This window comes from Streptomyces sp. 1-11 (assembly GCF_007176755.1).
Classification (GTDB): domain Bacteria; phylum Actinomycetota; class Actinomycetes; order Streptomycetales; family Streptomycetaceae; genus Streptomyces.
The window spans coordinates 37,704-62,263 of record NZ_BJTV01000020.1 but is presented as its reverse complement, the minus strand read 5'-3'; the positions used below and the strand labels follow the sequence as shown (position 1 = coordinate 62,263).

At 71.4% G+C, this 24,560-nt stretch carries 18 protein-coding genes; 6 read left to right on the top strand and 12 right to left on the bottom strand.

Features of this window, described 5'->3' with window-relative positions:
- Window positions 1–9 precede the first annotated feature (9 nt).
- On the bottom strand, window positions 10–1,500 hold the full coding sequence (locus TNCT1_RS31435) for a cellulose binding domain-containing protein (protein WP_143638907.1): 1,491 nt from the start codon (window positions 1,498–1,500) through the stop codon (window positions 10–12).
- 263 nt (window positions 1,501–1,763) lie between these two features.
- On the opposite strand from TNCT1_RS31435, the gene TNCT1_RS31430 reads away from it, so the two are divergent.
- The 3 genes from TNCT1_RS31430 (at window position 1,764) to TNCT1_RS31420 (ending at window position 8,331) form a co-directional block, all read left to right on the top strand.
- Window positions 1,764–4,679, top strand: a complete 2,916-nt coding sequence (locus TNCT1_RS31430; protein WP_143638904.1) for a glycoside hydrolase family 48 protein — start codon at window positions 1,764–1,766, stop codon at window positions 4,677–4,679.
- A gap of 142 nt (window positions 4,680–4,821) precedes the next feature.
- Window positions 4,822–7,491 carry a cellulose binding domain-containing protein gene (locus TNCT1_RS31425; protein ID WP_143638901.1) on the top strand — a complete coding sequence of 890 codons (2,670 nt, stop codon included), beginning with the start codon at window positions 4,822–4,824 and terminating at the stop codon, window positions 7,489–7,491.
- Between the two features lie 105 nt (window positions 7,492–7,596).
- A complete protein-coding gene (locus TNCT1_RS31420) occupies window positions 7,597–8,331 on the top strand; it encodes a ferritin-like domain-containing protein (protein WP_143638899.1) in 735 nt (244 codons plus the stop codon).
- Between the two features lie 188 nt (window positions 8,332–8,519).
- Here TNCT1_RS31420 and TNCT1_RS31415 read toward each other — a convergent pair whose 3' ends face one another.
- Both TNCT1_RS31415 and TNCT1_RS31410 read right to left on the bottom strand, forming a co-directional pair.
- The gene (locus TNCT1_RS31415) at window positions 8,520–9,269 is read right to left on the bottom strand and encodes a class I SAM-dependent methyltransferase (protein ID WP_143638897.1); all 750 of its coding nucleotides are present in this window, start codon (window positions 9,267–9,269) and stop codon (window positions 8,520–8,522) included.
- 3 nt (window positions 9,270–9,272) lie between these two features.
- A complete protein-coding gene (locus tag TNCT1_RS31410) occupies window positions 9,273–9,578 on the bottom strand; it encodes a 4a-hydroxytetrahydrobiopterin dehydratase (RefSeq protein WP_143638895.1) in 306 nt (101 codons plus the stop codon).
- A 198-nt stretch (window positions 9,579–9,776) separates the two neighbouring features.
- Here TNCT1_RS31410 and TNCT1_RS31405 point away from each other — a divergent pair, with 198 nt between their 5' ends.
- From TNCT1_RS31405 to TNCT1_RS31395, 3 genes are all read left to right on the top strand, one after another.
- On the top strand, window positions 9,777–10,610 hold the full coding sequence (locus TNCT1_RS31405) for a helix-turn-helix domain-containing protein (RefSeq protein ID WP_143638893.1): 834 nt from the start codon (window positions 9,777–9,779) through the stop codon (window positions 10,608–10,610).
- 98 nt (window positions 10,611–10,708) lie between these two features.
- Window positions 10,709–11,572: a helix-turn-helix transcriptional regulator gene (locus tag TNCT1_RS31400; RefSeq protein ID WP_143638890.1), complete on the top strand. Its 864-nt coding sequence runs from the start codon at window positions 10,709–10,711 to the stop codon at window positions 11,570–11,572.
- Window positions 11,573–11,669: 97 nt separating this feature from the next.
- Complete coding sequence (locus TNCT1_RS31395; protein ID WP_143638888.1) at window positions 11,670–12,683, top strand: AMP-binding protein; 1,014 nt, start codon at window positions 11,670–11,672, stop codon at window positions 12,681–12,683.
- A 109-nt stretch (window positions 12,684–12,792) separates the two neighbouring features.
- On the opposite strand, the gene TNCT1_RS31390 is transcribed toward TNCT1_RS31395, so the two are convergent.
- The 9 genes from TNCT1_RS31390 to TNCT1_RS31355 all read right to left on the bottom strand — a co-directional run bounded on the left by TNCT1_RS31390 (window position 12,793) and on the right by TNCT1_RS31355 (window position 24,319).
- The gene (locus tag TNCT1_RS31390; RefSeq protein WP_143638886.1) at window positions 12,793–14,298 is read right to left on the bottom strand and encodes a hypothetical protein; all 1,506 of its coding nucleotides are present in this window, start codon (window positions 14,296–14,298) and stop codon (window positions 12,793–12,795) included.
- 338 nt (window positions 14,299–14,636) lie between these two features.
- Window positions 14,637–15,731 (bottom strand): NAD(P)/FAD-dependent oxidoreductase, encoded by a 1,095-nt coding sequence (locus tag TNCT1_RS31385; RefSeq protein ID WP_143638883.1) that lies wholly within the window; start codon window positions 15,729–15,731, stop codon window positions 14,637–14,639.
- A 118-nt stretch (window positions 15,732–15,849) separates the two neighbouring features.
- On the bottom strand, window positions 15,850–19,047 hold the full coding sequence (locus tag TNCT1_RS31380) for a non-ribosomal peptide synthetase (protein WP_160160444.1): 3,198 nt from the start codon (window positions 19,045–19,047) through the stop codon (window positions 15,850–15,852).
- 82 nt (window positions 19,048–19,129) lie between these two features.
- A complete protein-coding gene (locus TNCT1_RS31375) occupies window positions 19,130–20,395 on the bottom strand; it encodes a cation:proton antiporter (protein WP_143638879.1) in 1,266 nt (421 codons plus the stop codon).
- Between the two features lie 191 nt (window positions 20,396–20,586).
- Complete coding sequence (locus TNCT1_RS31370) at window positions 20,587–20,799, bottom strand: MbtH family protein (RefSeq protein ID WP_143638877.1); 213 nt, start codon at window positions 20,797–20,799, stop codon at window positions 20,587–20,589.
- 35 nt (window positions 20,800–20,834) lie between these two features.
- Window positions 20,835–21,143 (bottom strand): hypothetical protein, encoded by a 309-nt coding sequence (locus TNCT1_RS36490; RefSeq protein ID WP_235903005.1) that lies wholly within the window; start codon window positions 21,141–21,143, stop codon window positions 20,835–20,837.
- Window positions 21,110–22,342 (bottom strand): FAD-dependent oxidoreductase, encoded by a 1,233-nt coding sequence (locus TNCT1_RS31365; RefSeq protein ID WP_235903003.1) that lies wholly within the window; start codon window positions 22,340–22,342, stop codon window positions 21,110–21,112. Before TNCT1_RS31365 ends, TNCT1_RS36490 begins: the two co-directional genes overlap by 34 nt.
- Window positions 22,343–22,382: 40 nt before the next feature.
- Entirely contained in the window at window positions 22,383–22,631 is a 249-nt protein-coding gene (locus TNCT1_RS31360) for a phosphopantetheine-binding protein (protein ID WP_216856692.1), read from the bottom strand.
- Window positions 22,632–22,678: 47 nt separating this feature from the next.
- Entirely contained in the window at window positions 22,679–24,319 is a 1,641-nt protein-coding gene (locus TNCT1_RS31355) for a (2,3-dihydroxybenzoyl)adenylate synthase (protein WP_143638875.1), read from the bottom strand.
- Between the last annotated feature and the right edge of the window lie 241 nt (window positions 24,320–24,560).

Genomic DNA, 24,560 nt, shown 5'->3' with positions numbered 1-24,560 from the left:
CGTCGGGGTCTACGGGTTGAGGGCGCGCAGGTGGTCGCGCAGGCCGGCGCCGTACGCGGTGGGTGTGCCGTCGTAGCTGGAGATCAGGGACGGGCCGGAGGAGCAGTCCCAGGTGTTCCAGGTCCAGCCGAGGTAGGACAGGTTCCGGTCGTCGAACCACTTCATGACCTGGTCGGTGAACCCGTGCGAGCAGGTGTTCTCCCCGACCTCACCGGCGATCAGCGGCACCTGGGCCGCGACCGGGGCGAGGGTGGAGTTCCAGCAGCTCTCGCTGGAGCAGGTGTTGAAGTTGTACACGTGGTACGCGGCGGCGAGATTGCCCGCCGGGTCGTTCGGCCTGTACGTCAGCCACTGGCTGAGGTCGTTGGAGTAGGCCAGCCCGCCGGCCATGACGACGTTCTTCGCGCCGGTACCGCGGACGCTGTCCACCAGGTCCTGCATTCCGGCCACCTCGTAGGAGATGCCGGGGCAGGTGCCGCCGTCCCGCCAGCACTTCCAGGCGTCCGTGGCGCCGGTGGTCGCCCGGTCCGGGTACGGCTCGTTGAACAGGTCGAACACGGCCGCCTTGTCGTCCTTGAAGGTGCTGGCGACGGATGCCCAGAAGGACGGGGCGTACCGCATGTCGGGCATCGGCTTCTGGCAGGTGGCGTGCACGTCGGAGCAGCCGGCCGAGTTGCCGGTGTACTGGCCGTAGGACCAGTGCATCTCGACGATCGGCGTCATGCCGTGCGCCTCGACGCGGGCCACCAGGTCCTTGACGGCGTCGATGTAGTTGGTGCCGCCGTACTCGGGTTTGACGTTGGAAAGTCCCAGCCAGCACTCCTCGTTGAGCGGGATGCGGACGGCGTTCGCCTTCCAGTCGGCGATCGCCTTGATCGCCGCGTCGTCCACGGGTCCGTCCCAGATGCCGTAGCCCTGCACGCACATGAACTCGCCTCCGGAGCGGTTCACGCCGAGCAGTCTGCGGGTCCGGCCGGCCGCGTCCACCAGCTTGCCGCCCGAGACGTGCAGGTCGGGCGCGGTGCCGTCGGACGGCGGTGGATCGGTCGGGGGCGGATCGGTCGGCGGCGGTGTGGTCGGTCCGGAGTCGACGTTGCAGGTGGTGCCGTTGAGCTTGAACGCGGCCGGTACGGCGTTGCCGCCGGACCAGGAGGCCAGGAACCCGGCGCTGACGCTCGCGCCGGAGCCGAGGCCGCCGTTCCAGCTCTCGTTGGACGCGGTCACCGTGGTGCCGGTCTGGGACCACTTCGCGTTCCAGCCCTGGGTGACCTTCTGGCCGGCCGCGAAGTCGAAGGTGAGCTTCCAACCACTCAGCGCGGCCTGGTTGTTGGTGATCTTCACGGAGCCCTGGAAGCCGTTGTCCCACTGGCTGGTGACGGCGTACTCCACCGTGCACGCGGGAGTTGCTCCCTCAGCCGTGACCACCGGGACGAGTACGCCGCCGAGCAGCGCGGTCGCCCCGGCGACGGCTAAAAGTACTGAACGCGGGGGGTGTCGCATGAGCGACTCCTTGCAGCTTGGCGCGCCGTGACCGGCGCGTCGACTGAATGGAACCGCTCCCACTGGTGCGAAGGAAGTTAGCGGCAAGTGACGTGATTGCACAGGGGAGTTGAGAAATTTTTCCGAGAGACGCCTGTCGAATGATTTCGACTCTTCAAGCACCTTGACCGCTCACGGGGCCGTCCTCACTATGGGAGCGCTCCCACTGGTTCAAGCCTTGACATCCCCCCTCGAGCCGCAAGCCGCAAGGAGGAACCAGCACCATGGATCCCGGACGCAGACGCAGAGCCGCCCGCCGGTGGTGGACAGCCGCCCTGGCGGCGCTCGCCCTTCCCCTGACGACGCTCGCCACCGGCGCCACCACGGCGCACGCGGCGGGCGTCCAGTGCAGCGTCGACTACAAGACCAACGACTGGGGCTCCGGTTTCACGGCCGACCTCACCATCACCAACCGCGGCACGGCCGCGATCGACGGCTGGACCCTGACGTACGGCTACTCGGGCAACCAGAAGCTGAGCAACGGCTGGAACGGCAGCTGGTCCCAGTCCGGTCAGACGGTCACCGTGAAGAACGCCTCGTACAACGGCACCATCGCCGCCGGGGCCGCGGTCTCCACGGGCGCCCAGTTCACGTACAGCGGTACCAACACGGCGCCCGCCTCCTTCGCGGTCAACGGCACGACCTGCGCCGGCGCGCACCAGCCGCCGGTGACCGTGTTGACCAGCCCCGCCGCGGGCGCGGTCTACTCGCAAGGGGACGCGGTGCCGCTCGCGGCGACCGCGGCGGCGGCCGACGGCGCGACGATCGCCAAGGTGGAGTTCTACGACGACACCACGCTGCTGGGCACGGACACCAGCGCGCCGTTCTCGCTCTCGGCCTCTGGCTTGACCGTGGGCAGTCATTCTCTGGTGGCGAAGGCCTACGACAGCCTCGGCGCGTCCGCCGAGTCCACGCCGGTCGGCATCACGGTCGCCTCGGGACCCGCGGTCGTCGCCTCGCCCACCCAGCTCGGCGTCCAGCAGGGCAAGACCGGCACCTTCGACGTGAAGCTGTCCACACAGCCGAGCGCGAACGTCACGGTGGGCGTCGCCCGCACGGCCGGCAACACGGGTCTGTCCGTCACCGGCGGCTCCTCGCTCACCTTCACGCCGTCCAACTGGAGCACGGCGCAGAAGGTCACCGTCACCGCCGACGCCACGGGCACCGGCAGCGCCACCTTCACCGCCTCGGCGACCGGCTACACCAAGGCGGCCGTCACGGTGACGGAGCTGGCCGGGTCGAAGGCGTACGACGCCCGGTTCCTGGACCTCTACGGGAAGATCACCAACCCCGCGAACGGCTACTTCTCCCCCGAGGGCATCCCGTACCACTCGGTGGAGACGCTGATCGTCGAGGCGCCCGACTACGGCCACGAGACCACGTCCGAGGCGTACAGCTACCTCCTCTGGCTGCAGGCCATGTACGGGAAGGTGACCGGCGACTGGTCCAAGTTCAACGGCGCCTGGGAGATCATGGAGAAGTACATGATCCCCACGCACGCCGACCAGCCGACGAACTCCGCCTACAACGCCTCGAAGCCGGCCACGTACGCGCCCGAGCAGGACACCCCGAACGAGTACCCGGCGAAGCTGGACACCGGCGTCCCGGTGGGCCCGGACCCGATCGCCGGTGAGCTGAAGAGCGCCTACGGCACGGACGACGTCTACGGCATGCACTGGATCCAGGACGTGGACAACGTCTACGGCTACGGTGACGAGCCCGGCAAGTGCGAGGCCGGCCCCACGGCCACCGGGCCGTCGTACATCAACACCTTCCAGCGCGGCCCGCAGGAGTCCGTCTGGGAGACGGTCCCGCAGCCGACCTGCGACGCCTTCAAGTACGGCGGCGCGAACGGCTATCTGGACCTGTTCACCGGCGACTCCTCCTACGCCAAGCAGTGGAAGTACACGGACGCCCCGGACGCGGACGCGCGCGCGGTGCAGGCCGCCTACTGGGCGGACGTGTGGGCGAAGGCGCAGGGCAAGGGCGGTGACGTCTCCGCGACCGTGGCCAAGGCCGCGAAGATGGGCGACTACCTGCGGTACGCGATGTACGACAAGTACTTCAAGAAGATCGGCAACTGCGTCGGCCCGTCCGCCTGCGCGGCCGGCACCGGCAAGGACGCCTCGCACTACCTGCTGTCCTGGTACTACGCCTGGGGCGGCGCCGCCGACACCAGCGCGGGCTGGGCCTGGCGCATCGGCTCCAGCCATGTGCACGGCGGCTACCAGAACCCGCTCGCCGCGTACGCGCTGAGCAACTACGCCGACCTGAAGCCGAAGTCGGCTACGGGCGCGGCCGACTGGGGCAAGTCCCTCACCCGGCAGCTGGAGTTCTACCAGTGGCTGCAGTCGTCCGAGGGCGCGATCGCGGGCGGCGCGACCAACTCCTGGCAGGGCCGGTACGCCACCCCGCCGGCGGGCACGCCGACGTTCTACGGGATGTACTACGACTGGCAGCCGGTCTACCACGACCCGCCGTCCAACCAGTGGTTCGGTTTCCAGGCGTGGTCGATGGAGCGGGTCGCCGAGTACTACCAGCAGACCGGCGACGCGAAGGCCAAGGCGGTCCTCGACAAGTGGGTCAAGTGGGCGCTGTCCAAGACCACGGTCAACCCGGACGGCACCTACCGGATCCCCTCCACCCTCCAGTGGAGCGGCCAGCCCGACACCTGGAACGCGTCGAACCCCGGCGGCAACAGCGGACTGCACGTCACGGTCGCCGACTACACCGACGACGTCGGCGTGGCCGCCGCGTACGCCAAGACGCTCACGTACTACGCCGCCAAGTCCGGTGACACGGCGGCGAAGACGACGGCGAAGGCGCTGCTGGACGGCATGTGGGGCAACTACCAGGACAGCCTCGGCATCGCCGTCCCGGAGACCCGCAGCGACTACAGCAGGTTCGGCGACAGCGTGTACGTGCCGAACGGCTGGAGCGGCAAGATGCCCAACGGCGACGCGATCAACTCGTCCTCGACGTTCTCCTCGATCCGTTCCTTCTACAAGAACGACCCGGCCTGGTCGAAGATCGAGGCCTACCTCAAGGGCGGCGCCGCGCCCGTCTTCACGTACCACCGTTTCTGGGCCGAGGCGGACATCGCCCTGGCCATGGGCTCGTACGCGGAGCTGCTCGAATAAGTCCCCGCTGACGCTCCGCGTGCACGACCCCGTCACAGGGCGACGGGGTCACCGGGCCGGGCGGTCCCCATCCGTACAGGGGGCCGCCCGGCCGTCATGAACCCAGGTCCTGCACCCCCCTCCCCGCGAGAGGACCCCCACCGTGCGCAGAACCCGCATCCTCACCGCCGTGCTGGCGCTGGCCGCAGGCCTGCTCGCCGGCACCCCGCCCGCACTGGCCGCCGCCACCCCGCGGCCGGCGCTCGCCGCGGACAGCTACACCTGGAGCAACGCCCGGATCGACGGCGGCGGTTTCGTCCCGGGGATCGTGTTCAACCGGTCCGAGAAGAACCTGGTCTACGCCCGCACCGACATCGGCGGCGCCTACCGCTGGCAGCAGTCGACGAAGACCTGGACCCCGCTGCTGGACTCGGTCGGCTGGGACGACTGGGGGCACACGGGCGTGGTCAGCCTGGCCTCGGACGCCGTGAACCCGGACAAGGTCTACGCGGCCGTCGGCACCTACACCAACGACTGGGACCCCGGCAACGGGGCCGTGCTGCGCTCCTCGGACCGGGGGACGAGCTGGCTGAAGGCGGACCTGCCGTTCAAGCTGGGCGGCAACATGCCCGGCCGGGGCATGGGCGAGCGGCTGGCGATCGACCCGAACAAGGACAGCGTGCTCTACCTCGGCGCGCCCAGCGGCAAGGGCCTGTGGCGGTCGACGGACTCGGGGGCCACCTGGTCGCAGGTGACGAGCTTCCCCAATCCCGGCGACTACCAGCAGGACCCCACCGACTCGAGCGGCTACGCCAGCGACAACCAGGGAATCGCCTGGGTCACCTTCGACGAGTCGACGGGCACGTCCGGCAGCGCCACGAAGACGGTCTACGTCGGCGTCGCCGACAAGGACAACGCCGTCTACCGGTCGACGGACGCGGGCGCCACCTGGCAGCGGTTGGCCGGGCAGCCGACGGGCTACCTGCCGCACAAGGGCGTCCTGGACGCCGCGAACGGGTACCTGTACGTCGCCTACAGCGACAAGGGCGGCCCGTACGACGGCGGCAAGGGCGAGCTGTGGCGGTACGCCACCGCCACCGGGACCTGGACGAACATCAGCCCGGTGGCGCAGGCCGACACCTACTACGGCTTCGGCGGGCTCACCGTCGACCGGCAGCACCCCGGCACGGTCATGGCGACCGCCTACAGCTCCTGGTGGCCCGACACCCAGATCTTCCGCTCCACGGACAGCGGCGCGACTTGGACCAAGGCCTGGGACTACACCTCCTATCCCGAGCGGTCGAACCGCTACACGATCGACGTCTCCTCCTCGCCCTGGCTGACCTTCGGCGCCACCCCCTCCCCGCCCGAACAGACGCCGAAGCTGGGCTGGATGACCGAGAGCCTGGAGATCGACCCGTTCGACTCGTCCCGGATGATGTACGGCACCGGCGCCACCCTCTACGGCACCGAGAACCTGACCGACTGGGACAGCGGCGGCCGGTTCACGGTGAAGCCGATGGTGCGAGGTCTGGAGGAGACGGCGGTCAACGACCTGGCCGCACCGCCCTCCGGCGGCGCCCGGCTCTTCAGCGCGCTCGGCGACATCGGCGGCTTCCGGCACACGGACCTGACCAGGGTGCCGTCGATGATGTACACCTCCCCCACCTTCACCACGACCACCAGCCTGGACTTCGCCGAGACAAACCCGGACACGGTGGTGCGCGTCGGCGACCTGGACTCCGGTCCGCACATCGCCTTCTCCACCGACAACGGGGCCAACTGGTTCGCCGGCACCGACCCCTCGGGCGTGAGCGGCGGCGGAACGGTGGCGGCGGCCGCCGACGGGAGCCGGTTCGTGTGGAGCCCGGGCGGTGCCGGCGTGCAGTACACGACGGGATTCGGGTCTTCCTGGTCGGCGTCGAGCGGCATCCCGGCGGGCGCGGCCGTGGAGTCCGACCGGGCCGACCCGAAGACGTTCTACGGCTTCAAGTCCGGCAGGTTCTACGTGAGCCGGGACGGCGGCGCGACCTTCACCGCCTCCGCCGCGACCGGGCTGCCCGGCGGCGACAGCGTGCGGTTCAAGGCGCTGCCCGGCGCCAAGGGGGACGTGTGGCTGGCGGGCGGGGCGAGCGACGGGGCGTACGGGCTGTGGCACTCCACCGACGGTGGCGCGTCCTTCGCCAAGCTGGCCGGCGTCGACCAGGCCGACACCATCGGCTTCGGCAAGGCGGCGGCCGGGGCGTCGTACCAGACGCTCTACACCAGCGCGCGGATCGGCGGCGTGCGCGGCATCTTCCGCTCCACCGACAAAGGCGCGAGCTGGACCCGGATCAACGACGACGCCCATCAGTGGGGCTGGACAGGTGCGGCGATCACCGGTGACCCGCGGGTGTACGGCCGCGTGTACGTCTCCACCAACGGCAGGGGCGTGATCTACGGCGACACCTCCGACCCCGGGGGCGGAGACGGCGGCGGAGGCGGCGACGGCGGGACGACTCCCCCGCCCGACGGCGCCTGCACGGTCGCCTACCGCGTCACCAACCAGTGGCCGGGCGGCTTCCAGGCGGACGTCACGCTGGCCAACACCGGCCCTTCCTCCTGGAGTGGCTGGTCGCTGGCCTGGTCCTTCGCGGACGGCCAGCGGATCGGCCAGCTGTGGAACGCCGGCTGGACCCAGTCGGGCGCGGCGGTGACCGCGAGGAACGTGGGCTGGAACGGCACGGTGGCGGCGGGCTCCTCGGTGAGCTTCGGGTTCACCGGAAGCTGGTCGGGGAGCAATACCGGGCCGGGGTCGTTCAAGTTGGGCGACCGGAGCTGCACGGTGACCTGACGGGGGCCGGGACCCACGCCCGGGGACGGCGACGCAACGTTTCGCCGCCCCCGGGCGTCGTTGCTGTCCAGGGCACGGCACTCGTGCCCGGGGAGGGAGAGCCGGGTGCCGGTGGACGAGTTCGCCAAGTGGGTGCGGGACTTCGAGGACGAGCGGGAGCGCCGGATCGCCCTGGGCGATCCCGACTGGGGCGGGGGCGCGGTGCTGCCTCCGGCGGTGTGGGCCGGCATCCAGCGCTTCCAGGTCGGGGAGGACGGCGACGGCGCCAACCTCGTGGCGAAGGCGGACCAGGCGGGTGACCCCGACTACGCGCGGGCGGTCCGGCTGTTCGTCGCCGAGGAGCAGAACCACGCCAGGATGCTCGCCCGTCTGCTGGCCGCCGGGGGGATGCCGGTGCTGAGCGGCCACTGGAGCGACACGGTCTTCGTCCGGCTGCGGCGGCTGATGGGCCTGCGGCTCGAACTGCTGGTGCTGATGATCGCGGAGGTGGTGGCCCTGCGCTACTACCGCGCGCTGCGCGACGGCGTGGGCGACCCGCTGGCCTCGGAGGTGGCGGGCCGCGTCCTCGCCGACGAGGAGCGCCATGTGCCCTTCCACTGCGCGCGGCTGCACGCCTCCCTCGCCGAGCTGCCGCGCGCTGCGCGCCGCCCGGTGCTGGCGGGGTGGCGGCTGCTGCTGTTGGTGGTCTGCGCCGTCGTCGCCGTCGACCACGGCGCGGCCCTGCGCCATCTGGGCGTCGGCCGCCGGCGGTTCCTCGCCGACGTCATGGCCTTGTCCGGTCCGGTGGTCAGGGCGGTCCTGGCGCCACGGCCCGACGCCTGGTCGGGCCGCGGGAACTGACGCCCGGCGGGCGCGCCGGACGGTTCAGGGCGGATTCCGGACGGTGCAGGGCGGGTTCCGGACGGTGCAGGGCGTGTGGACGCGGAAGGCGGTGCTCGACGGTCGGCCCGGAGGGAAGTCGCCGCCCTGTTGGGAGTGCCGTTCACGCAAGTGCGGCTGCCTGCACGGGAGTTGCCGGTTGCGTGGTATCAGGTGTCGGTCGGCTTACGGAAGGCGTGGAGCCGGAAGGCCGGGTCCGGGCGGCGGCGGTCCTGGTCCGGCAGGCGGGCCAGCCGGGCGGCGAGCTCCTCGGTGCGGGGGTCGTCCGGGGGCAGCAGCGTGAACCAGCCGCGCCGGAGGTCGGCGACGGTGCTGCGCGGGCTGCGGCCCTGGCCGTGGCCGGGGAAGGCGGCCTGCCCCGCCGGGAGGAGCCCCGCGGCGAGGGCGTGTCCGGCGACGGCGTCCGCGGCGTCCTGGGCGGGGCGGCGCGGGCGCAGGGCGAGGACGGCGTCGATGTCGCTGCCGACGTCGTGCGCCGCGGCCTTGTCGACCGTGGTGACGTAGACCCCGCCGGGTCTGAGCACCCGCGCGCACTCGGCGACGACGGCGCGCACCTCGGCGGGGCCGGGAAGCAGGTGCAGCAGCCACACCCCGGTCACCGCGTCGAAGGAGGCGTCCGCGAAGGGCAGGCGCCGCCCGTCGGCCCGCAGGACCGCGCCGGGCAGACGCCGGGCCGCCCGGCGCGCCATCGCCGCGGCGAGGTCGGCGCCCGTCACCCGCAGCGCGGGCCGGGCGGCGGCCAGGCGCCGGGTGACCAGACCCGTGCCGCAGGCGACGTCCAGCAGCCGGCCCGGCCGGTCGGGTATCAGGCCGAGGACGGCCGCGGCCGCCGCCTCGGCGCGCGGTTCACCGCCGCGGGAGGCGTCGTAGGCGTCCGCTTCCTCGTCGTAGTCGAGCACACCTCAGTGTGTTCCGTGACCGGGGGCGATGTCCTCCACCCTGCGGGCGAGGCCGAAGTCCTTCTCCGTGACGACGCCGCCCGCGCTGTGCGTGTTCACGCTCAGGTGGACGGTGTTGTAGCCGAGGGTGAGGTCGGAGTGGTGGTCGAGCTCGTCCTGGATCGCGGCGATGTGCACGACCAGTGCCGTCGCCGCGACGTGCGAGCGCAGCCGGTAGGAGCGGGTGAGCCGGTCGCCCTCCAGCGACCAGCCGGGCAGCTCGGCCAGCCGGTCCTCGATCTCCTTCTGCGACAGCGGTTCCACGGCCATGGACGGTCTCCCTCCGGAGGGTGCGGATACCCGTTCAGCCTGCCACGCCGGCGCGTACGGGCGCCCGCCCCGGTGCGTCGCGCACTCCGTTCGGCCGTGCGGGCCCTCCGTTCGGCTCCGTGCCCGCTCCGCCCGGGGCGTGGCCCGTTTCGTGCCGCGGCGCCTCACCGGCCGCGCCGCTCGACTACGGTCGACCGCATGACCATTGTCGCGACCGGCTCCTCCGCCTCCGCCGCCACCAGCGCCGACAAGGGCCAGATCGGCCGGCTGCTGCGTTCCTGGCGGGAGCGGCGCCGGGTCTCCCAGCTCGAACTGGCGCTGCGCGCCGACTCCTCGGCCCGGCACATCAGTTTCATCGAGACCGGCCGTTCCCGGCCCAGCGAGGAGATGGTGCTGCGGCTGGCCGAGCACCTCCAGGTGCCGGTGCGCGAGCGCAACGCGCTGCTGCTGGCGGCCGGTTACGCCCCGCACTACCCGGAGACCCCGCTGGACGACCCGGCGCTGGACGCCCTGCGCGACGGCATGGAGCGGCTGATCCAGGGCTACGAGCCCTACCCCGCGCTGGTGGTCGACGCCGGGTACACGGTGGTCGCCTCGAACCGGGGCATCGCCATGCTGCTGGAGGGAGTCGCGGAGGAGCTGATGACGCCGGCGCCCAACGCGATGCGGCTGACCCTGCACCCCGGGGGCCTCGCGCCGCGCATCCGCAACCTGCGTGAGTGGCGCGGGCATCTGCTGGCGCAGATGGAACGGCAGATCGCCCTGGACCGCTCGGACCAGCTCCGGGCCCTGTACGAGGAGGTCGCCGGCTACCCGGTGACCGAGGACGCGCCCGGTGAGGAACCGGCGGGCCCGGTCGCGTACTTCGCGCTGCCGCTGCGCATCGAGCACGCCGGGCGGATCCTGTCGTTCGTGTCGTCGATCTCCACCTTCAACACGCCCATGGACGTGACGGTCGCCGAACTGGCCATCGAGACCTTCCTGCCCGCCGACCCGGCGACCGCCAAGTACCTTCACACACTGGCCGGTTGACGCCCCTGGCCGACCACGGGTCCGCTCGGACGCGTGTGCGACGGGGGCGTCGCGTGGCAGACTGCCCGGGTACTTCGGCGCGTAGGGGAGGACGGGCTGTGAGTGAGCGGCGGGCTGCGCCCACCGTGGGTCAGGTGGTGCTGGGCAAGCGGTTGCAGGAACTGCGGGAGGCGGCCGGGCTCAGCCGTGAGGAGGCCGCCCGGGTGCTGCGGGTCGCGTCGGCGACCGTACGGCGGATGGAGATGGCCGAGGTCGCGCTGAAGATCCCCTACGTGCAGGTGCTGCTGGCCACCTACGGGGCGGCCGGGGAGGAGCAGGCCGCGTTCGTGCGGCTGGCCGAGGAGGCCAACCAGCCTGGCTGGTGGCAGCGGTTCCACGACGTGCTGCCGGAGTGGTTCAGCCTGTACGTGAGTCTGGAGGGCGCGGCCCGGATCGTCCGTTCCTACGAGCCGCACTTCGTGCCCGGCCTGCTGCAGACCGAGGCGTACGCGCGTGCCGTGCTGGAGGCCGGGACGATCGGGCAGAGCGGGCCGGAGTCGATCGAACGGCACGTGTCGCTGCGCATGGCCCGGCAGCGGCTGCTGGAGCGGGACGACCCGCCCCACCTGTGGGTGATCATGGACGAGACGGTGCTGCGGCGTCCGGTGAGCGTGGACGCCGCCGTGATGCGCGACCAGCTCGACCGGCTGCTTGAGTACGCGGACCGGGACCGGGTCACCCTCCAGCTCGCCGAGTTCGCGGCCGGTCCGCACCCGGGGACGTACGCGCCGTTCACGCTGTTCCGGTTCGCCGAGCCGGAGCTGCCGGACATGGTGTTCACCGAGTACCTGACCGGCGCCCTCTACCTGGACTCCCGCCAGGAGGTCTCCACCCATCTGGAGGTGCTGGACCACATGACCGCCCGGGCCTCCTCCGCGCGGCGCACCCGGCAGGTGCTGCGGGAGTACCGCGAGGTCCTGTGACGCCCACCGGCCGACATTTTCCGCCATCCATTTCAAGCCATGACCGGGCAGACTTCGACCACGACTGTCTTGAAAAGGTCTGATAGTATAGGCCGGGATGAGCAATGCGCTCACCACGGGGGGATTTCTCATGCAATGGGAATCATTAGATCAAATCTTCAAGGAAGCGGCGGAGAAAAATCCGGAAAAGTCCGCCGTCCTGAGTGATAGTTTATTCGTCGACTATTCATCATTGGACGACGGAGTGGATTTTCTCGCCGAGGCCGTCGCGGACGCCGGCGTGTCGGCGGGCGACCGCGTGGGCGTGTACATCAGGTCCGGGTACGAGTTCCTGATCACGGTGCTGGCGCTCTCCCGTCTGGGCGCGGTGCCCGCGCTCCTCGACATCCTGGACGATCCGGCGGTCAGCGGACGGATCACCGCGGAAGCGGAACTCGCGTCCGTCATCACCCACGGCCCGGACGCCGCCCTTGCCGCCGAAGTTTTCACCGGCGAGGAGGAGCCCGGCGCCGTTCCCGGAGCACCGGATTTCGCTCTCGTCCTCCGCGAGCCTTCCGCGGCGGCCGAGACCGGTGACGCCGGAATCATCTTCTTCGAATCCGAGGACCGGAAGCCGGTATTCGTCCCGGACGAGACGATTCTGGCGCACATGGAGGACATCGCCGAAAGCCTGGACCTGTCGGCACGGGACATTGTCGCGGTGACCGAGCCTATGATCACGCGGGAATCCCTTTCGCTGGGGTTCAGTGCGTTCCTCGCGGGCGGCGGACTCTCCTTCGGCCGGATACCGCACCTCACCGACTCGACGCGGACGCGCGTGGCCGGTTCGAGTCCGGTGACCGTCCTGGACCTGGCCCGCAGACGGCTCCGCCCGCTCGGCACCTCCGGCACCTCCGGTGCCGCCGTGCCCCCGCGTCCGCGACTGCGCGCGATCGTCGGCGGCGACGAACTCACCCCCGGCGGCTGTGCGCAGGGGCTCGGCACGGCCCGCCACGACCCCAGCCGGCACGCCGCGGACGACACGGCACGGATGCGGATCTACACCATCGACCTCAGTGCCGGACGGACCAGGGCCGACCACGCCGTCAGCCTGTCCAAGAGACTCGACTAGGGTCTTTCGTTTGGGTCGTGCCGGGCCCGCGTGCGCGGCACGACCCGGACGAAGGACCTCTCAGTCCCTCAGCCCGCACCCGTACGCCCACGGCACTCGCGGCCCCGGATCACGACCGGTCCGGGCAGGACCGGCCGGCCACCGGAGCCAGCGCGTCCGCGATCTCCGGTTCTCGCCGGCGGCTCAGCGTCTCGCGTATGTCGTCGAGTGAGGCGCCGGGCTCCAGCCACACGGCATGCGCGAGAGCGGCGATCAGATCACTCTCCGTGAGTTCCGGGTCGCCGGCGTGGGAGTGCCCCGTCAGGGCCAGCGCGGCACGCAGGCCGGAGCCCGCCTCCCGCAACGGCTCCACGGCGAACTCGTCGCCGGGGCGGAACTCCAGGAAGACGATGTCCCCGACCTCGACCCGCAGGTCGTCGATGAACCGTTTGATCGTCCCGGTCCGGGCCTGGACCGAGGCCCAGACGATCTCCTGGGCACCCAGCCGGCTCGCCAGGGACTTCGACGAGCTGGGTCCGACGCCGAGGAGACCGGCCAGTCCGGACGGAAGACTGAACGAGGATCCGCGCTTGTGCTGGTTGTTGATCTTCATGCGGAAGCGCAGCGTGTCGCCCTCGCGGTAGAGCCGCGGTGTTATCCGGGGGCTCCTGCCCGGTTTGCGCACCGGACTCCGGAAGGAGACCACATTGTTGACCTGGCTGAACTCTCCGGCCGAGGCGTAGGTCCGGATGCTGGCCTCGCTCACGTCGTACCGCGACCTGATGGACGCGATCAGCTCGTCCAGCTCGATGCGGCCGTCGTTCTCGGTGATCAGATGGGCGATCTGCTGACGGATCGGAACGTACTCGGGCAGGCCCCAGCGGCCGAGCGCCCATTTGGTCCGGTCCGACTTCATGAACCGGCTGTCCGCGACGAGCACGTTGCGCACCGCCGCGCTCGTCCGCTTCGGCTGGAGCCGGGCGTGGATCTCGTCGAGGGTCATCGGCTCCCCGGCGACTCCGAGGACCCCGGCGACGTGGTCCTCGAGGGTCGAGGCGCGGATGAGGGCGTGGGCGCCGAGCACGGTGTAGCCGCAGTGCGCGAGCCAGCGGGCGGCTTCCTCCTGGGAGAGCGAGAGCTCTCCGGCGACGACGGCGAGCGGCACGACGCCCTCGGGGGAGGCATGGCTGTCCAGGACGTCCGCGGTGGAGCTGATGACGTCGTCCGCGTCGGGCGCCAAAACCCATCCGTCCCGCACCTCGAACTTGGTGCCCACGGCGGCGAGGACCTCGATGGCCGGGACGCCGACGGTCTTCACGACAGCGGCCAGTTCCGGACGCTGCTCCGTCAGGCGGCCGACCTCGGCGACGTAGGGGACGCTGTCGACGATCCAGCGGGCCGTCTCGGCGACGGGCTCGGACGCGAAGAAGGCGATCTTGAGGGTCTTGCGCACCTGGTGGTCGATCTGCCCGGTCCGCTCCCGCGACACACCGATCACCTGCCCGAGACGGGCGAGGGAGACGGGCCGGGAGGAGAAGATCCGTTCACTGCACAGGACGAGTTCCCGGGAACCGAGTGCCTGGAAAATGTCATCGAGGGCCTCGGCCAGCCCGGAGCGGCGCGTTGGCTCAGACACGGTCATCTTCCCTCACCCTAACGAGGAACGCTGCGCTCCAGCGCGTTCCGGACAGCTCGGAAATCCTTCCTCCAGAACCATCATCTATCAGTCGGCGATCCGGTCGGACAACGGACCGGGTCCGTATTCCCCCGGCGATGCCCGTGACACGCCGTGCGGAAACGGGATCGCCGTGCGGGATGACGGTCCGGGTTTCCACGGACGGGAGCGGGAGGCATGTTCGGAGGGAACGACGCGCGGAGCCGGCGCAGCGCTTGATCATCTGCCATGCATACCATGGCACGAACCCGTTGTCGGCTCCGTCCATGGTATTCCACCCAGGAATGGCCAATTCCCGGTCAAATCCTCCCGCGTAGCGGGGCCGCGCCCCCTGGCGTCCGCATGTCCAGGCGGGCCGTCCGCAACGTGCTCCGGTAGGCGGGCAGAAGCGCGTCCAGGCGCTGTACGGCGAACCGCTTGAGGGCGGAGCTCAGCGACTCGGGGTCGTGCAGCCCGTCGCCCACGCAGTCGGCCAGGAGTTGCGCCTGGTAGAGGGCGTCGGTGATGCCCTGGGCGGTGATGGAGTCCTTGTGGTGGCCCGCGTCGCCGACCAGGACCCAGCCCGGGCCCTGGGCCTCGCGGAAGAAGTTGCGCTGGTCCCCGGTGCCGTGCACGTGTTCGAGCCGGCGGCCCGCCGCCATCTCCTCGCGCACTTCCGGCGCGGTCTTCCCGACCTGGTCGAGCAGCGAGTTCAGGGCGTCGCCCCGGACTTCGGCAAATCGCGACTGCGGGAAGTAGGCGGCGACCAGGGTCGCCCCGTCGTTCGTCGGAATGGTGGCCACCCATCGGCCGGGGCCCTCGAAGGTCCGCAGCTGCGTGGGGAGTTCGGACCAGTAGGTGTAGTAGACGCAGGTGTGGTGCGGCTCCTGGAGCAGGAGAGGGGCCGCGGCCCTGGCCGCCACCGTGGAACGCATCCCGTCCGCGCCCACGACGAGACGGGCGCGTTCGGTGTGCTCGGCCTCGCCGCGGATGGACCCGGTCCTGACGCCCACGACCCGGCCGTCCTCGAAAAGCAGGTCGTTGACGCAGGTGTTGGGGCGGAACTCGGCTCCCGCGTCGACGGCCGCGCGTATGAGGACGGCGTCGAGGAGACGACGGCGGGGCGCGTAGGCGGCCCGGACGCCGTCGGCGGGCTCCGGGGTGTCGTTGACCACGGCGTCGCCGGCCGCGTGCCGGATCCGCTCCAAGGGAGGACAACCGGTGGCCAGGACCTCGGGCAGTACGTTCCACCGGCGGAGTGCGGCCACGCCCGACGGGTGGATGTGGAGGGTGGACAGCGTGTCCCTGACGACCCTGTCCCGGTCCACCATGAGTACCCGGTATCCGGCCCGGGCCAGCAGCATCGCGGTGGAGGCTCCGGCGACCCGGGCACCGACCACGATCACGTCATACACGGCGTCCTCCTTGTCGGGAACCGCCCGGACGGGCGGCGGCCGGCGGGCATGCGGCGAGGGGCACGGAGGTGCCCGGCCGGGGCGGCGGGAGCGCCCTTGCGGGCCGCGCGGGTGCGGCTCATGACGGCGTGCCGGAGTCGTCCAGCCGGCCGGCGAGAGAGGCGACGGTGGGGTGGTCGAAGAGGGTCCGCAGCGAGATGTCCGTGCCGAACTCCCGGTTGGTGCGCAGAACGATCCTGGCCGCCAGCAGCGAGTGGCCGCCGAGCTGGAAGAAGTCGTCGTCGGCGCCCACCCGGGACAGGCCGAGGACGTCCTCGAAGATGCGGGCGATCCGGGTCTCGAGGTCACCGGCCGGCGGGCGGCCGGTCTCCACGGCCTCGTAGTCGGGGTCGGGCAGGGCACGCCGGTCGAGCTTGCCGTTCGGGGTCATCGGGACGCGGTCCAGGGTGAGTACGAACGACGGGACCATGTGGTCGGGCAGGTTCTCCCCCGTGGTGTGCACGACCCGTTCCGCGAGGCCCGCCAGGTCCGCGCCGGTGTCCGGGACGACGTAGGCGACGAGGACGAGCGCGCCGCTCGGCGCGGTCTTCGGCACGACCACGCAGTGGGCCACGCCCGGAGTCCTCGCGGCGACTGTCGCGATCTCCGCGAGCTCGACGCGGAACCCGCGGATCTTGATCTGGTCGTCGTTGCGGCCGAGGTAGACGATGGTGCCGTAGTCGGACCACATCGCCAGGTCGCCGGTGCGGTAGAGGCGCTCCCCCGGCTCGCCGCAGGGGTTCGCGACGAACCGGGCGGCGGTGAGGCTGGGCTGGTCGTGGTAGCCGTTGGCCAATTGCGCACCGGCCAGGTACAGCTCACCCGGGACGCCGGGCGGGACGGGCCGCAGGAACCGGTCGAGGATGTAGCAGTCGCAGACGGCGGCCGGCCGGCCGAGGGGTTCGATGCCGCCGTGGACGGCGGAGTCGGAGCGCGGGTCCACCCGGTGGAAGGTGAGTTCCCCGGTCTCGGTGGGACCGTAGGTGTTCCACACGGTGACGCCGAGCCGGTCGGCGAGCTCCAGTGCCAGCCTCCGCGGCAGGGCCTCGCCCGAGCAGACGACGTGCCGCAGGGCGAGATCGGCGGGGTCCGGCTCCGACTCGAGGAACGCCTGCAGCATCGACGGGACGAAGTTCGCCAGCGTGACGGACTCGTCGCGCATCAGCCGGGTCAGGTGGGCCGGGTCCCCGTGCCGTCCGGGCTCGGCCAGTACGACGACGGCGCCCGAGGCGAGCGTCCAGAAGATCTCGGTGACCGACACGTCGAAACTGATGGGAGCCTTCTGCAGTACCCGGTCCCGGTGGGACAGCGCGAACAGCTGGGACTGGCCCCAGCGGATCCGGTTCACGATCGAGCGGTGGGACAGCACCACGCCCTTGGGCCGTCCCGTGGTTCCGGAGGTGTAGATCACGTAGGCCGGGGACCGCGGGTGGAGGCGGCCGCCGCGGTCCGCGTCGGTGACCGCTCCGGCCGGACGGGCGGCGATCGCCGTGGAGGTGGCCGGTTCGTCGACGGTCAGCAGGACGGTGCCGGTCATGCCCTCCAGGATCGGTTCCAGCTTCTTGCGGAACTCGTCCGAGGTGATCACGACCGGCGCCCGGGTGTCCCGCAGCATGTACTCGATGCGGTCGTCGGGATAGGCGGTGTCGACGGGGACGTAGGCCGCGCCGCAGCGCAGCACGGCGACGAGGGCCACCACCAGGTCGTGGGAACGGGGCAGGGCGACGGCGACGCGGTCGCCGGCGCCGATGCCCGTCACGAGCAGGTGCCGGCACAGCCGGTTCGCGGACGCGTCCAGCTCGGCGAAGGTCCGGCTCTCGCCGCGGAAGACGACGGCGGGATCGGCGCCCGCGCGGGTGAACCGGGCGTCGAGGAGGGACAGCAGCGTCTCGTCGTCATCGGGGCGCGGACCCAGGTTCCAGTCGGCCACGACCTGGCGCAGGTCGGCCTCGTCGGCGACGGCGAGGGCGCCGACCCTCTCCTCGCCGGCCGCGAGGAACTTCTCGAAGTAGGCGACGAACCGGTGGAGGTGGCGTTTCACGGAGGGCGGGTCGAACAGCGAGGCATTGGCATCGAGGTCGAAGCGCAGGCCGTGGGTCGAGTCCAGGTACGCGGACAGCGACAGGTCGTCGACCGGCCCCGTGGACAGTCCTTGCTGCACGCCGGTGGCGCCGCCGAAGTCCAGGTGGTAGTCGAACGCCTTGATGTTTATCTGCGATCCCGACAGCCGGCCGTCGGTGCCGATCAGGCCGGCCTCCCGGGCGATGTTCTCCCGGCGGTACCGCTGGTGGGAACGGACCAGGTCGACCTCGCCGGCGAAGTGCCGGACGGTCTCCGCCACGGTGGCGCCGGGGTCGACGTCGATGTGCAGGGGCAGAATGTTGACGCTGACGGCGGGTGTGCTGAGCGCCGTGGGGGTCGTGCGGCACATCATCGGGAGTCCGGGCGCCACGTGATCGCCGGCCATGACCTTGGAGAGGTAGGTTCCCCAGCCCGCGATGACGATGTCGCCCCAGGTGACCCCGTGGGCGTCGGCCGCCTCGCGCAGCCGCCGCTCGGCCGCTTCGCCGAGTTCCGCCGTGACGCGGTGGGGCGGCTTCGCGTAGTCGTCGAGCCCCGAGGACCCGAGCACCCCGGGCACGCGTTGGGCGGAGCGGCCGTCGACCTTGCGGGCCCAGAACGCGCGCTCCGTCTCCCGGGCGGGTTCCGCCTCGGCGCGGATCTCCTCCTCCAGCAGGTCCGCGAACCGCCCGAACCAGCGGGGACGGGGCTCGCGTCCCTCGGCGAGGGCGGTGTAGAGCTCGCCGGCCCGCCGGGACACGAGCATCAGCCCGTAGGCGTCCAGCAGTACGTGGTGCGACCGGAAATACCAGACGCTCTCGTTCTCGCCGAGCAGATAGAAAGCGCTGTGGACGAGGTCGTTCCCCGTCAGATCGCGCGGTACGGCGAGGTCGGCGCGCATGGCGTGCAGTGCGGCCGCCCTCGGTTCGGGACGCTGCGCGAGGTCGTGCACCGCGGTGGCCGGACCGGCGGCGGGTTCGGCGGGGAACGCGATGCGCGCGCCGTCGTCCTGCGCCAGGAGCGAGCCGCCCAGGATGTCCGCCTCCGCGACGGCCCTCCGAACGGCCTCGTCCAGCAGTGCGGGGTCCAGGCGCCGGCCGAACCAGACGGCCTGACCGATGTTGAAGATGGGGCTGTCCGGCACCAGTTGCTGCGCGTACAGGATTCCCTGCTGCGCTCCCAGAAGTGCGAACGTCTCGACTTTGCCGCCGGTCATCGGCGTCCTCCCCGTCACGAGCGGAAACTGGATCATCATGTGAGAAGTGCGGTACGGAACGGCGGGCGCGTCCGGGCCGGGCTCAGGGCACCGCCCCGGCGGGGACCCTCGTGGCCCGGGCCTGCCTCGCTTTCAGCAGCCCCAGGCAGGGGCCGGTCATGGCGGTGGTGGCGAGGGCCATGACGACCATCGCGAGGAACAGCGGCGCGGACAGGATCCCCGCGCTGTACCCGACCTTCAGGACCACCAGCTCGGTCAGGCCCCGGGTGTTCATCAGCACACCGATCGTCAGGGACCGGCCGCGGCCCTGCCGGCCCAGCCGTGCGCCGAGGTATCCGCCGCCGATCTTGCTGACCGCGCCCAGGAGCACGACGGCGACGACGACGCCCCAGGGGGTGCCGCCGAGTCCGGCCGTCAGCACGGTGACGCCGGTGACCACGAAGAACACCGGGACGAGAGCGCGCCCGGCACGGGTCACCAGGGACACGGCGGACTCCCAGGGCGCGGAGTCGGTGACGGGGACGGCGAGCCCCAGCAGTACGGCTCCGAACACCGCCGTCAGGCCCAGCCGTTCGGAAGCGAAGGCCAGTGTGATCGCCAGTGCCCCGACGGCCGCCGCGACGTGCCTGCGGGCCCGGACGACCAGGCCGGTGCCCCACCGGGAAGCCAGTACGCGCCGCGCTCCCAGCGCGAACAGCACTCCGGCGGCCAGCACCTCCATCGAGCGAAGGAAGCCCGCCGGGCTGCCGGAGGCGAAGCCCACCGCGACGGAGAGCAGCACCCACCCGGCGATGTCGATGATGATCGCCCCGAACAGCGCGGCCCGTCCCGTGTCGGAATCCAGCATGCCGCGCTCCTCGAGGATCCTGGCGAGCACGGGCACGGCCGTGATGGACAAGGACACGGCGACCATGAGCACGAACGCCGGGGCGGGGGCGTGCCCGCGCACGTCCGCGCCGCCCCAGCGCACCAGCCACGCGGCGAGCAGCGTCCCGGCGACCAGCGAGGGCACGGACGCGCCCGCCGCCACCCAGCCCGCGGCCCGGCGCACCGGCCCCCGCACGCCGAGGCGGAGCTTGTGAGTGGTTCCCACCAGGAACAGCGCGAGGCCCCCTTCGGAGACGAGCTTCAGGGCGTCGAGCGTTCTGGCGGGCAGCAGGCTGTCGAGGGCACCGCCGCCGAGGACCGCCACCACGAGCGGCCCGGCGAACAGGCCCGCCATGATCTCGCCGACGACCTCCGGCTGACGCAGCAGCCGTGCCGCCCCCCGCCCGAGCACGGCGAGCGCGAGGATGGCCAGGAGGGTGGCCGCCAGTCGCACGATGAAGGACACGTCGGTGACGCCCATGCGCACCGTCCTTTCGGGTTCGGGATGCGGCCGTCCAGGGAGCCGGCCGGTGCCGCCACGTGGGCGCAGCCGCCGTGCGGCGGTGGTGGTCCGGCTCCGCGTTCCGGGCGCACGACGGTGCGGCCGGACAGGGGCACGCCCTGTCCGGCGCGCGTCGTGGATGGCTCACGGCCCCGCCGGGGCCGTCGGGGTCACGCGGTCCGCGTCGCCTCGACGAGGCTCCTGGGACGCATGTCGGTCCAGTTCTCCTCGATGTGCGCCACGGACTCCTGGCGGGTGGCGTCGCTCAGCACGGCGCGCCAGCCCGCCGGGGTCGGCGCGAACGCGGGCCACAGGCAGTACTGGTCCTCGTGGTTCACGAGGACGTGGTAGGTGCCCGCGGGGTCGTCGAACGGGTTGTTCATGATCGCAGTCCCCCAGTGATCGAGTCGGGCGCCGGTCAGCCGGCCACCGTGGCCGGCTCCGTCCAGCCGAGGCCGTCGCCGGTCGGGACCAGCCCGCCGTCGAGCAGTGGCGGCTCCACGACTTCGCGGCTCTCGCCGCTGTTGGCCTGGAGGGCGTTCATCTCCTCCATGACCTCCCGCACCACCGGCGTCGCGAAGAGGTGGTTCATGCGCTGACCGGAATCGCTCTGCATGCCGCCGGTCCGCTCCGCGGCTCGGGCGAGGTCCTCGGACGACCGCGCGAACCGCGCGGCGGCCTGTTCGCCGTCGGTCAGGACGCGCTCCTGGGAGTAGCCGCCGGCCACCAGCGAGACGAACGCCTCGAAGGACGACTCGGACAGATTGGTGACCTTCCTGCCCGCCAGAAGTAGGAGTCCTCGGCCTGGTCCATGTTGTAGAAGGAGGAGAGGAACTCGTAGAAGACGGAGTACTCACGCCGGTAGCGGCCTTCGAACTCGGCGAACGCCCGCTCCTCGGTCACGCTCTTGTCCAGCACGCTGTTGATGGAGCGCGCGGCCAGGACCCCGGCGTAGGTGGCCAGATGGACGCCGGTGGAGAACACCGGGTCGATGAAGCAGGCGGCGTCCCCGATCAGCACGATGCCGGGTGCGTGGAACCGGGTGTTCGCGTAGGAGTAGTCCTTACGGATGCGTACCGTGCCGTACATGCTGTCGTCGTCGACGCGGGTGGCGTCGTTCAGCATGCCCTTGACGTACGTGCTGCGCCCGATGAACTTGAGCAGCGCGGCCTCGCGGTCTCCCTGGACCTGTGACGCGTTCTCCCGGCTGATGACGGCTCCGACACTGGTCAGGTCGTCGCCGAGCGGGATGTACCAGAGCCAGCCCTCGTCGAAGGCCTCGCAGAGGATGTTGCCGCTGTTCGGCGCGGGCAGCCGGCCGCCGCCGTTGAAGTAGCCGAAGACGGCGACGTTCTGGAAGTGCTCGGAGTACGTGCGCTCGCCGCCGGTCGCGCGCCACAGGCTGCTGCGGTTGCCGGAGGCGTCCACCACGTAGGCCGCCGAGATCTCGTGCTCCGCGCCGTCCGCGTCGCGGTAGGTCACCCCCGTGACCCGTCCGCCGGTCTGCACGGCGCCGGTGACGTCGCACTCCTCGCGTACGTCCGCGCCGCAGCGGGCCGCGTTGCGCAGGAGGATCTCGTCGAAGCGGGCCCGCTCCACCTGGTAGGCGTTGGAGGTGGGGCCGGAGAACTCAGGGGATATGGAGAAGAGGAAGTTCCACGGCACGGGGTTGGTCCCCCAGCGGAAGCTGCCGCCGCGCTTGTGCACAAAACCGGCCGCCTCCATCTCGTCGGACACGCCGAGCAGTTTGCACACGCCGTGCACCGTGGCGGGCAGCAGCGACTCACCGATCTGGTACCTGGGGAACTTCTCCTTCTCCAGGAGGACGACCGAGTGGCCCCGGCGCGCCAGCAGCGTGGCGACGGTCGAACCGCCGGGCCCTCCGCCGACGACGACGACATCGACCTGCTCAGTGTGGTTTTCCATGTGCTTGGTCCAATCCTGGGTCGGGTCGGGGCGATGCGGGTCAGGCGGCGTCGGGGGCGTCGGCGGGCGCGAACGCGGCAAGCCATGCGCCGAGAGTGGGGGCCGAGGCCAGGGTCACGAAGTCCGCGCCCTCGACGCCGGCGGCCCGCCACTTCTCGACCAGTGACATCAGCCGGATGGAGTCGAGGCCGGCGTCCCGCAGGTTGGTGGTCTCGCCGATCTCCTCGGGCCTGAGACCGGTCGCCTCGGCGATGTCGGCCGTCACCTGTTCGCGGCTCATGGTGGGCATGCGGTTGTCCCCTTCGTTGGTGGTGTGGGGGTGGTGGAGAGCGCGGTTCAGCCGCGCAGGACGGCGCGGAGTTCCGCCCGGCTGGATTTGCCGACGCCGGTCTTGGGGAACTCCCCTACGACCCTGACCTCGTCGGGCAGTTTCCAGTCGGCCAGACCGTTCCGCCGCGCGAAGGTGCGCAGGTCCGCCAGGGAGGGCGCGGCGTCCGCCGCGCTCGGGACGACGAAGACGCAGGTGCGTTCGCCGAGCATCTCGTCGGCCATGCCGACCGCGATCACGTCGTCGACCAGCGGATGGCGCAGCAGATGCTGTTCCAGCTCCTCCGGGGAGAGCTTCTCGCCGCCGCGGTTGATGAAGTCGCCCGCACGCCCGACGACGACGAGGTTCCCGTCGGGCCGGACACGGACGATGTCACCGGTCCGGTACCAGCCGTCGGCGGTGAAGGAGCGGCGGTCCGCGGCCGGGTTACGGAAGTAGCCGCGGATCGTGTACGGGCCCCGGGTGAGCAGATGGCCGGGTTCACCGGCCGGGACGGGACGGCCGTGGTCGTCGACCACGAGCAGTTCGTCCCGGTCGGACATCGGCCTGCCCTGCGTGGTGACGGCGATGTCCTCGGGATCGTCCAGGCGGGTGTAGCAGACCAGGCCCTCGGCCATCCCGAACACCTGCTGCACGGCGGCCCCGAGAGCGGGCCCGACCCGGGCGGCGAGTTCGGCGGGGCAGCGCGCGCCGCCGATCTGCACGACCTCCAGGGTGCCGAGCCCCGAAGCACCCGACTGCTCGGCCGTGTTGACCCAGACACGGGCCAGCGGCGGCACGAGCGCGGTGAGGGTGGCGCCGGTCTCCTCGATGAAGGCGAAGGCCGAGGAGGGGCTCGGATCCTCCGTCAGCGCCACGGTGCCGCCCGCCCACAGCGCGCCGAGGATGCCGGGGGAACTGAGGGTGAAGTTGTGGGACGCCGGGAGCACCGCCAGGTAGACGGACGACGCGCTCAGCCGGCACACCTCCGCGCTCCGCCTGACGCTGTAGAGGTAGTCGTCGTGCGTGCGCGGGATGAGCTTGGGCAGACCGGTGCTGCCCCCGGACAGCTGGAGCAGGGCCACCGCGCCGGCGGCCGGCGCGGGATGCTCCTGCGCGGGCAGGTAGAGGTCGCCGAGGTCCGTGCCATCGGCCGACAGCGCCCGGGCCGACCCCGGGCCGGCGGCGATCACATGGCGCAGCGAGGGCGCGTCGCGCCGTACCAGCTGCGCCAGGTCCACGTAGGAGAAGCCGGCCCCCTCCCGGGGGACGACGACCGCCACGGCGGCACTCGCCCGGGCGATCGCGGCCAGTTCGGCCTGCCGGTGGGCGGGCAGGCACATGACGGGTACGGCTCCGAGCCGGAACAGGGCGAACAACGCCTCCAGGAACTCAACCCGGTTGGGCATCTGCAGCAGTACCCGGTCGCCGGGACGGATGCCCAGCTTCCGCAGACCGGTGGCGAAGGAGGAGGCGGCCGCGTCCAGCTGACGGTAGGTCAGCGACCGGTCCCGGTCGCGGACCGCGCGGTGTTCGGCCGCCTCGGCCGCCTGTCGCGCGAGCAGCTCGCCGAACGACAGTCCGGCCCAGTACCCCGAGCTCCGGTGCGAGGCGGCCTCTTGCTCCGGCCACGGGACGAAATCACCGCTGGTCAGTCCAGTCTGCGACATGCCTCCCCTTCCGTGGGGGTGGGTGGATCGAGGGTCGGCGAGCTCTCCTCGCCGGTCACCTCAACCTACCGTATGAGGTTGTCACATGGTAGTCTAGTTTTATGACGATCCCAGTGACTGGGACGACGGGGGAAGGCACGGCGCGCCGGCAGGCCACTCCCTTCGTTCTCTCGAGACGGCATCTGTCGATTCACGCACCCGGCTCCCTCGACACGTTCGACGACCCGCACGAGGCCGCGGC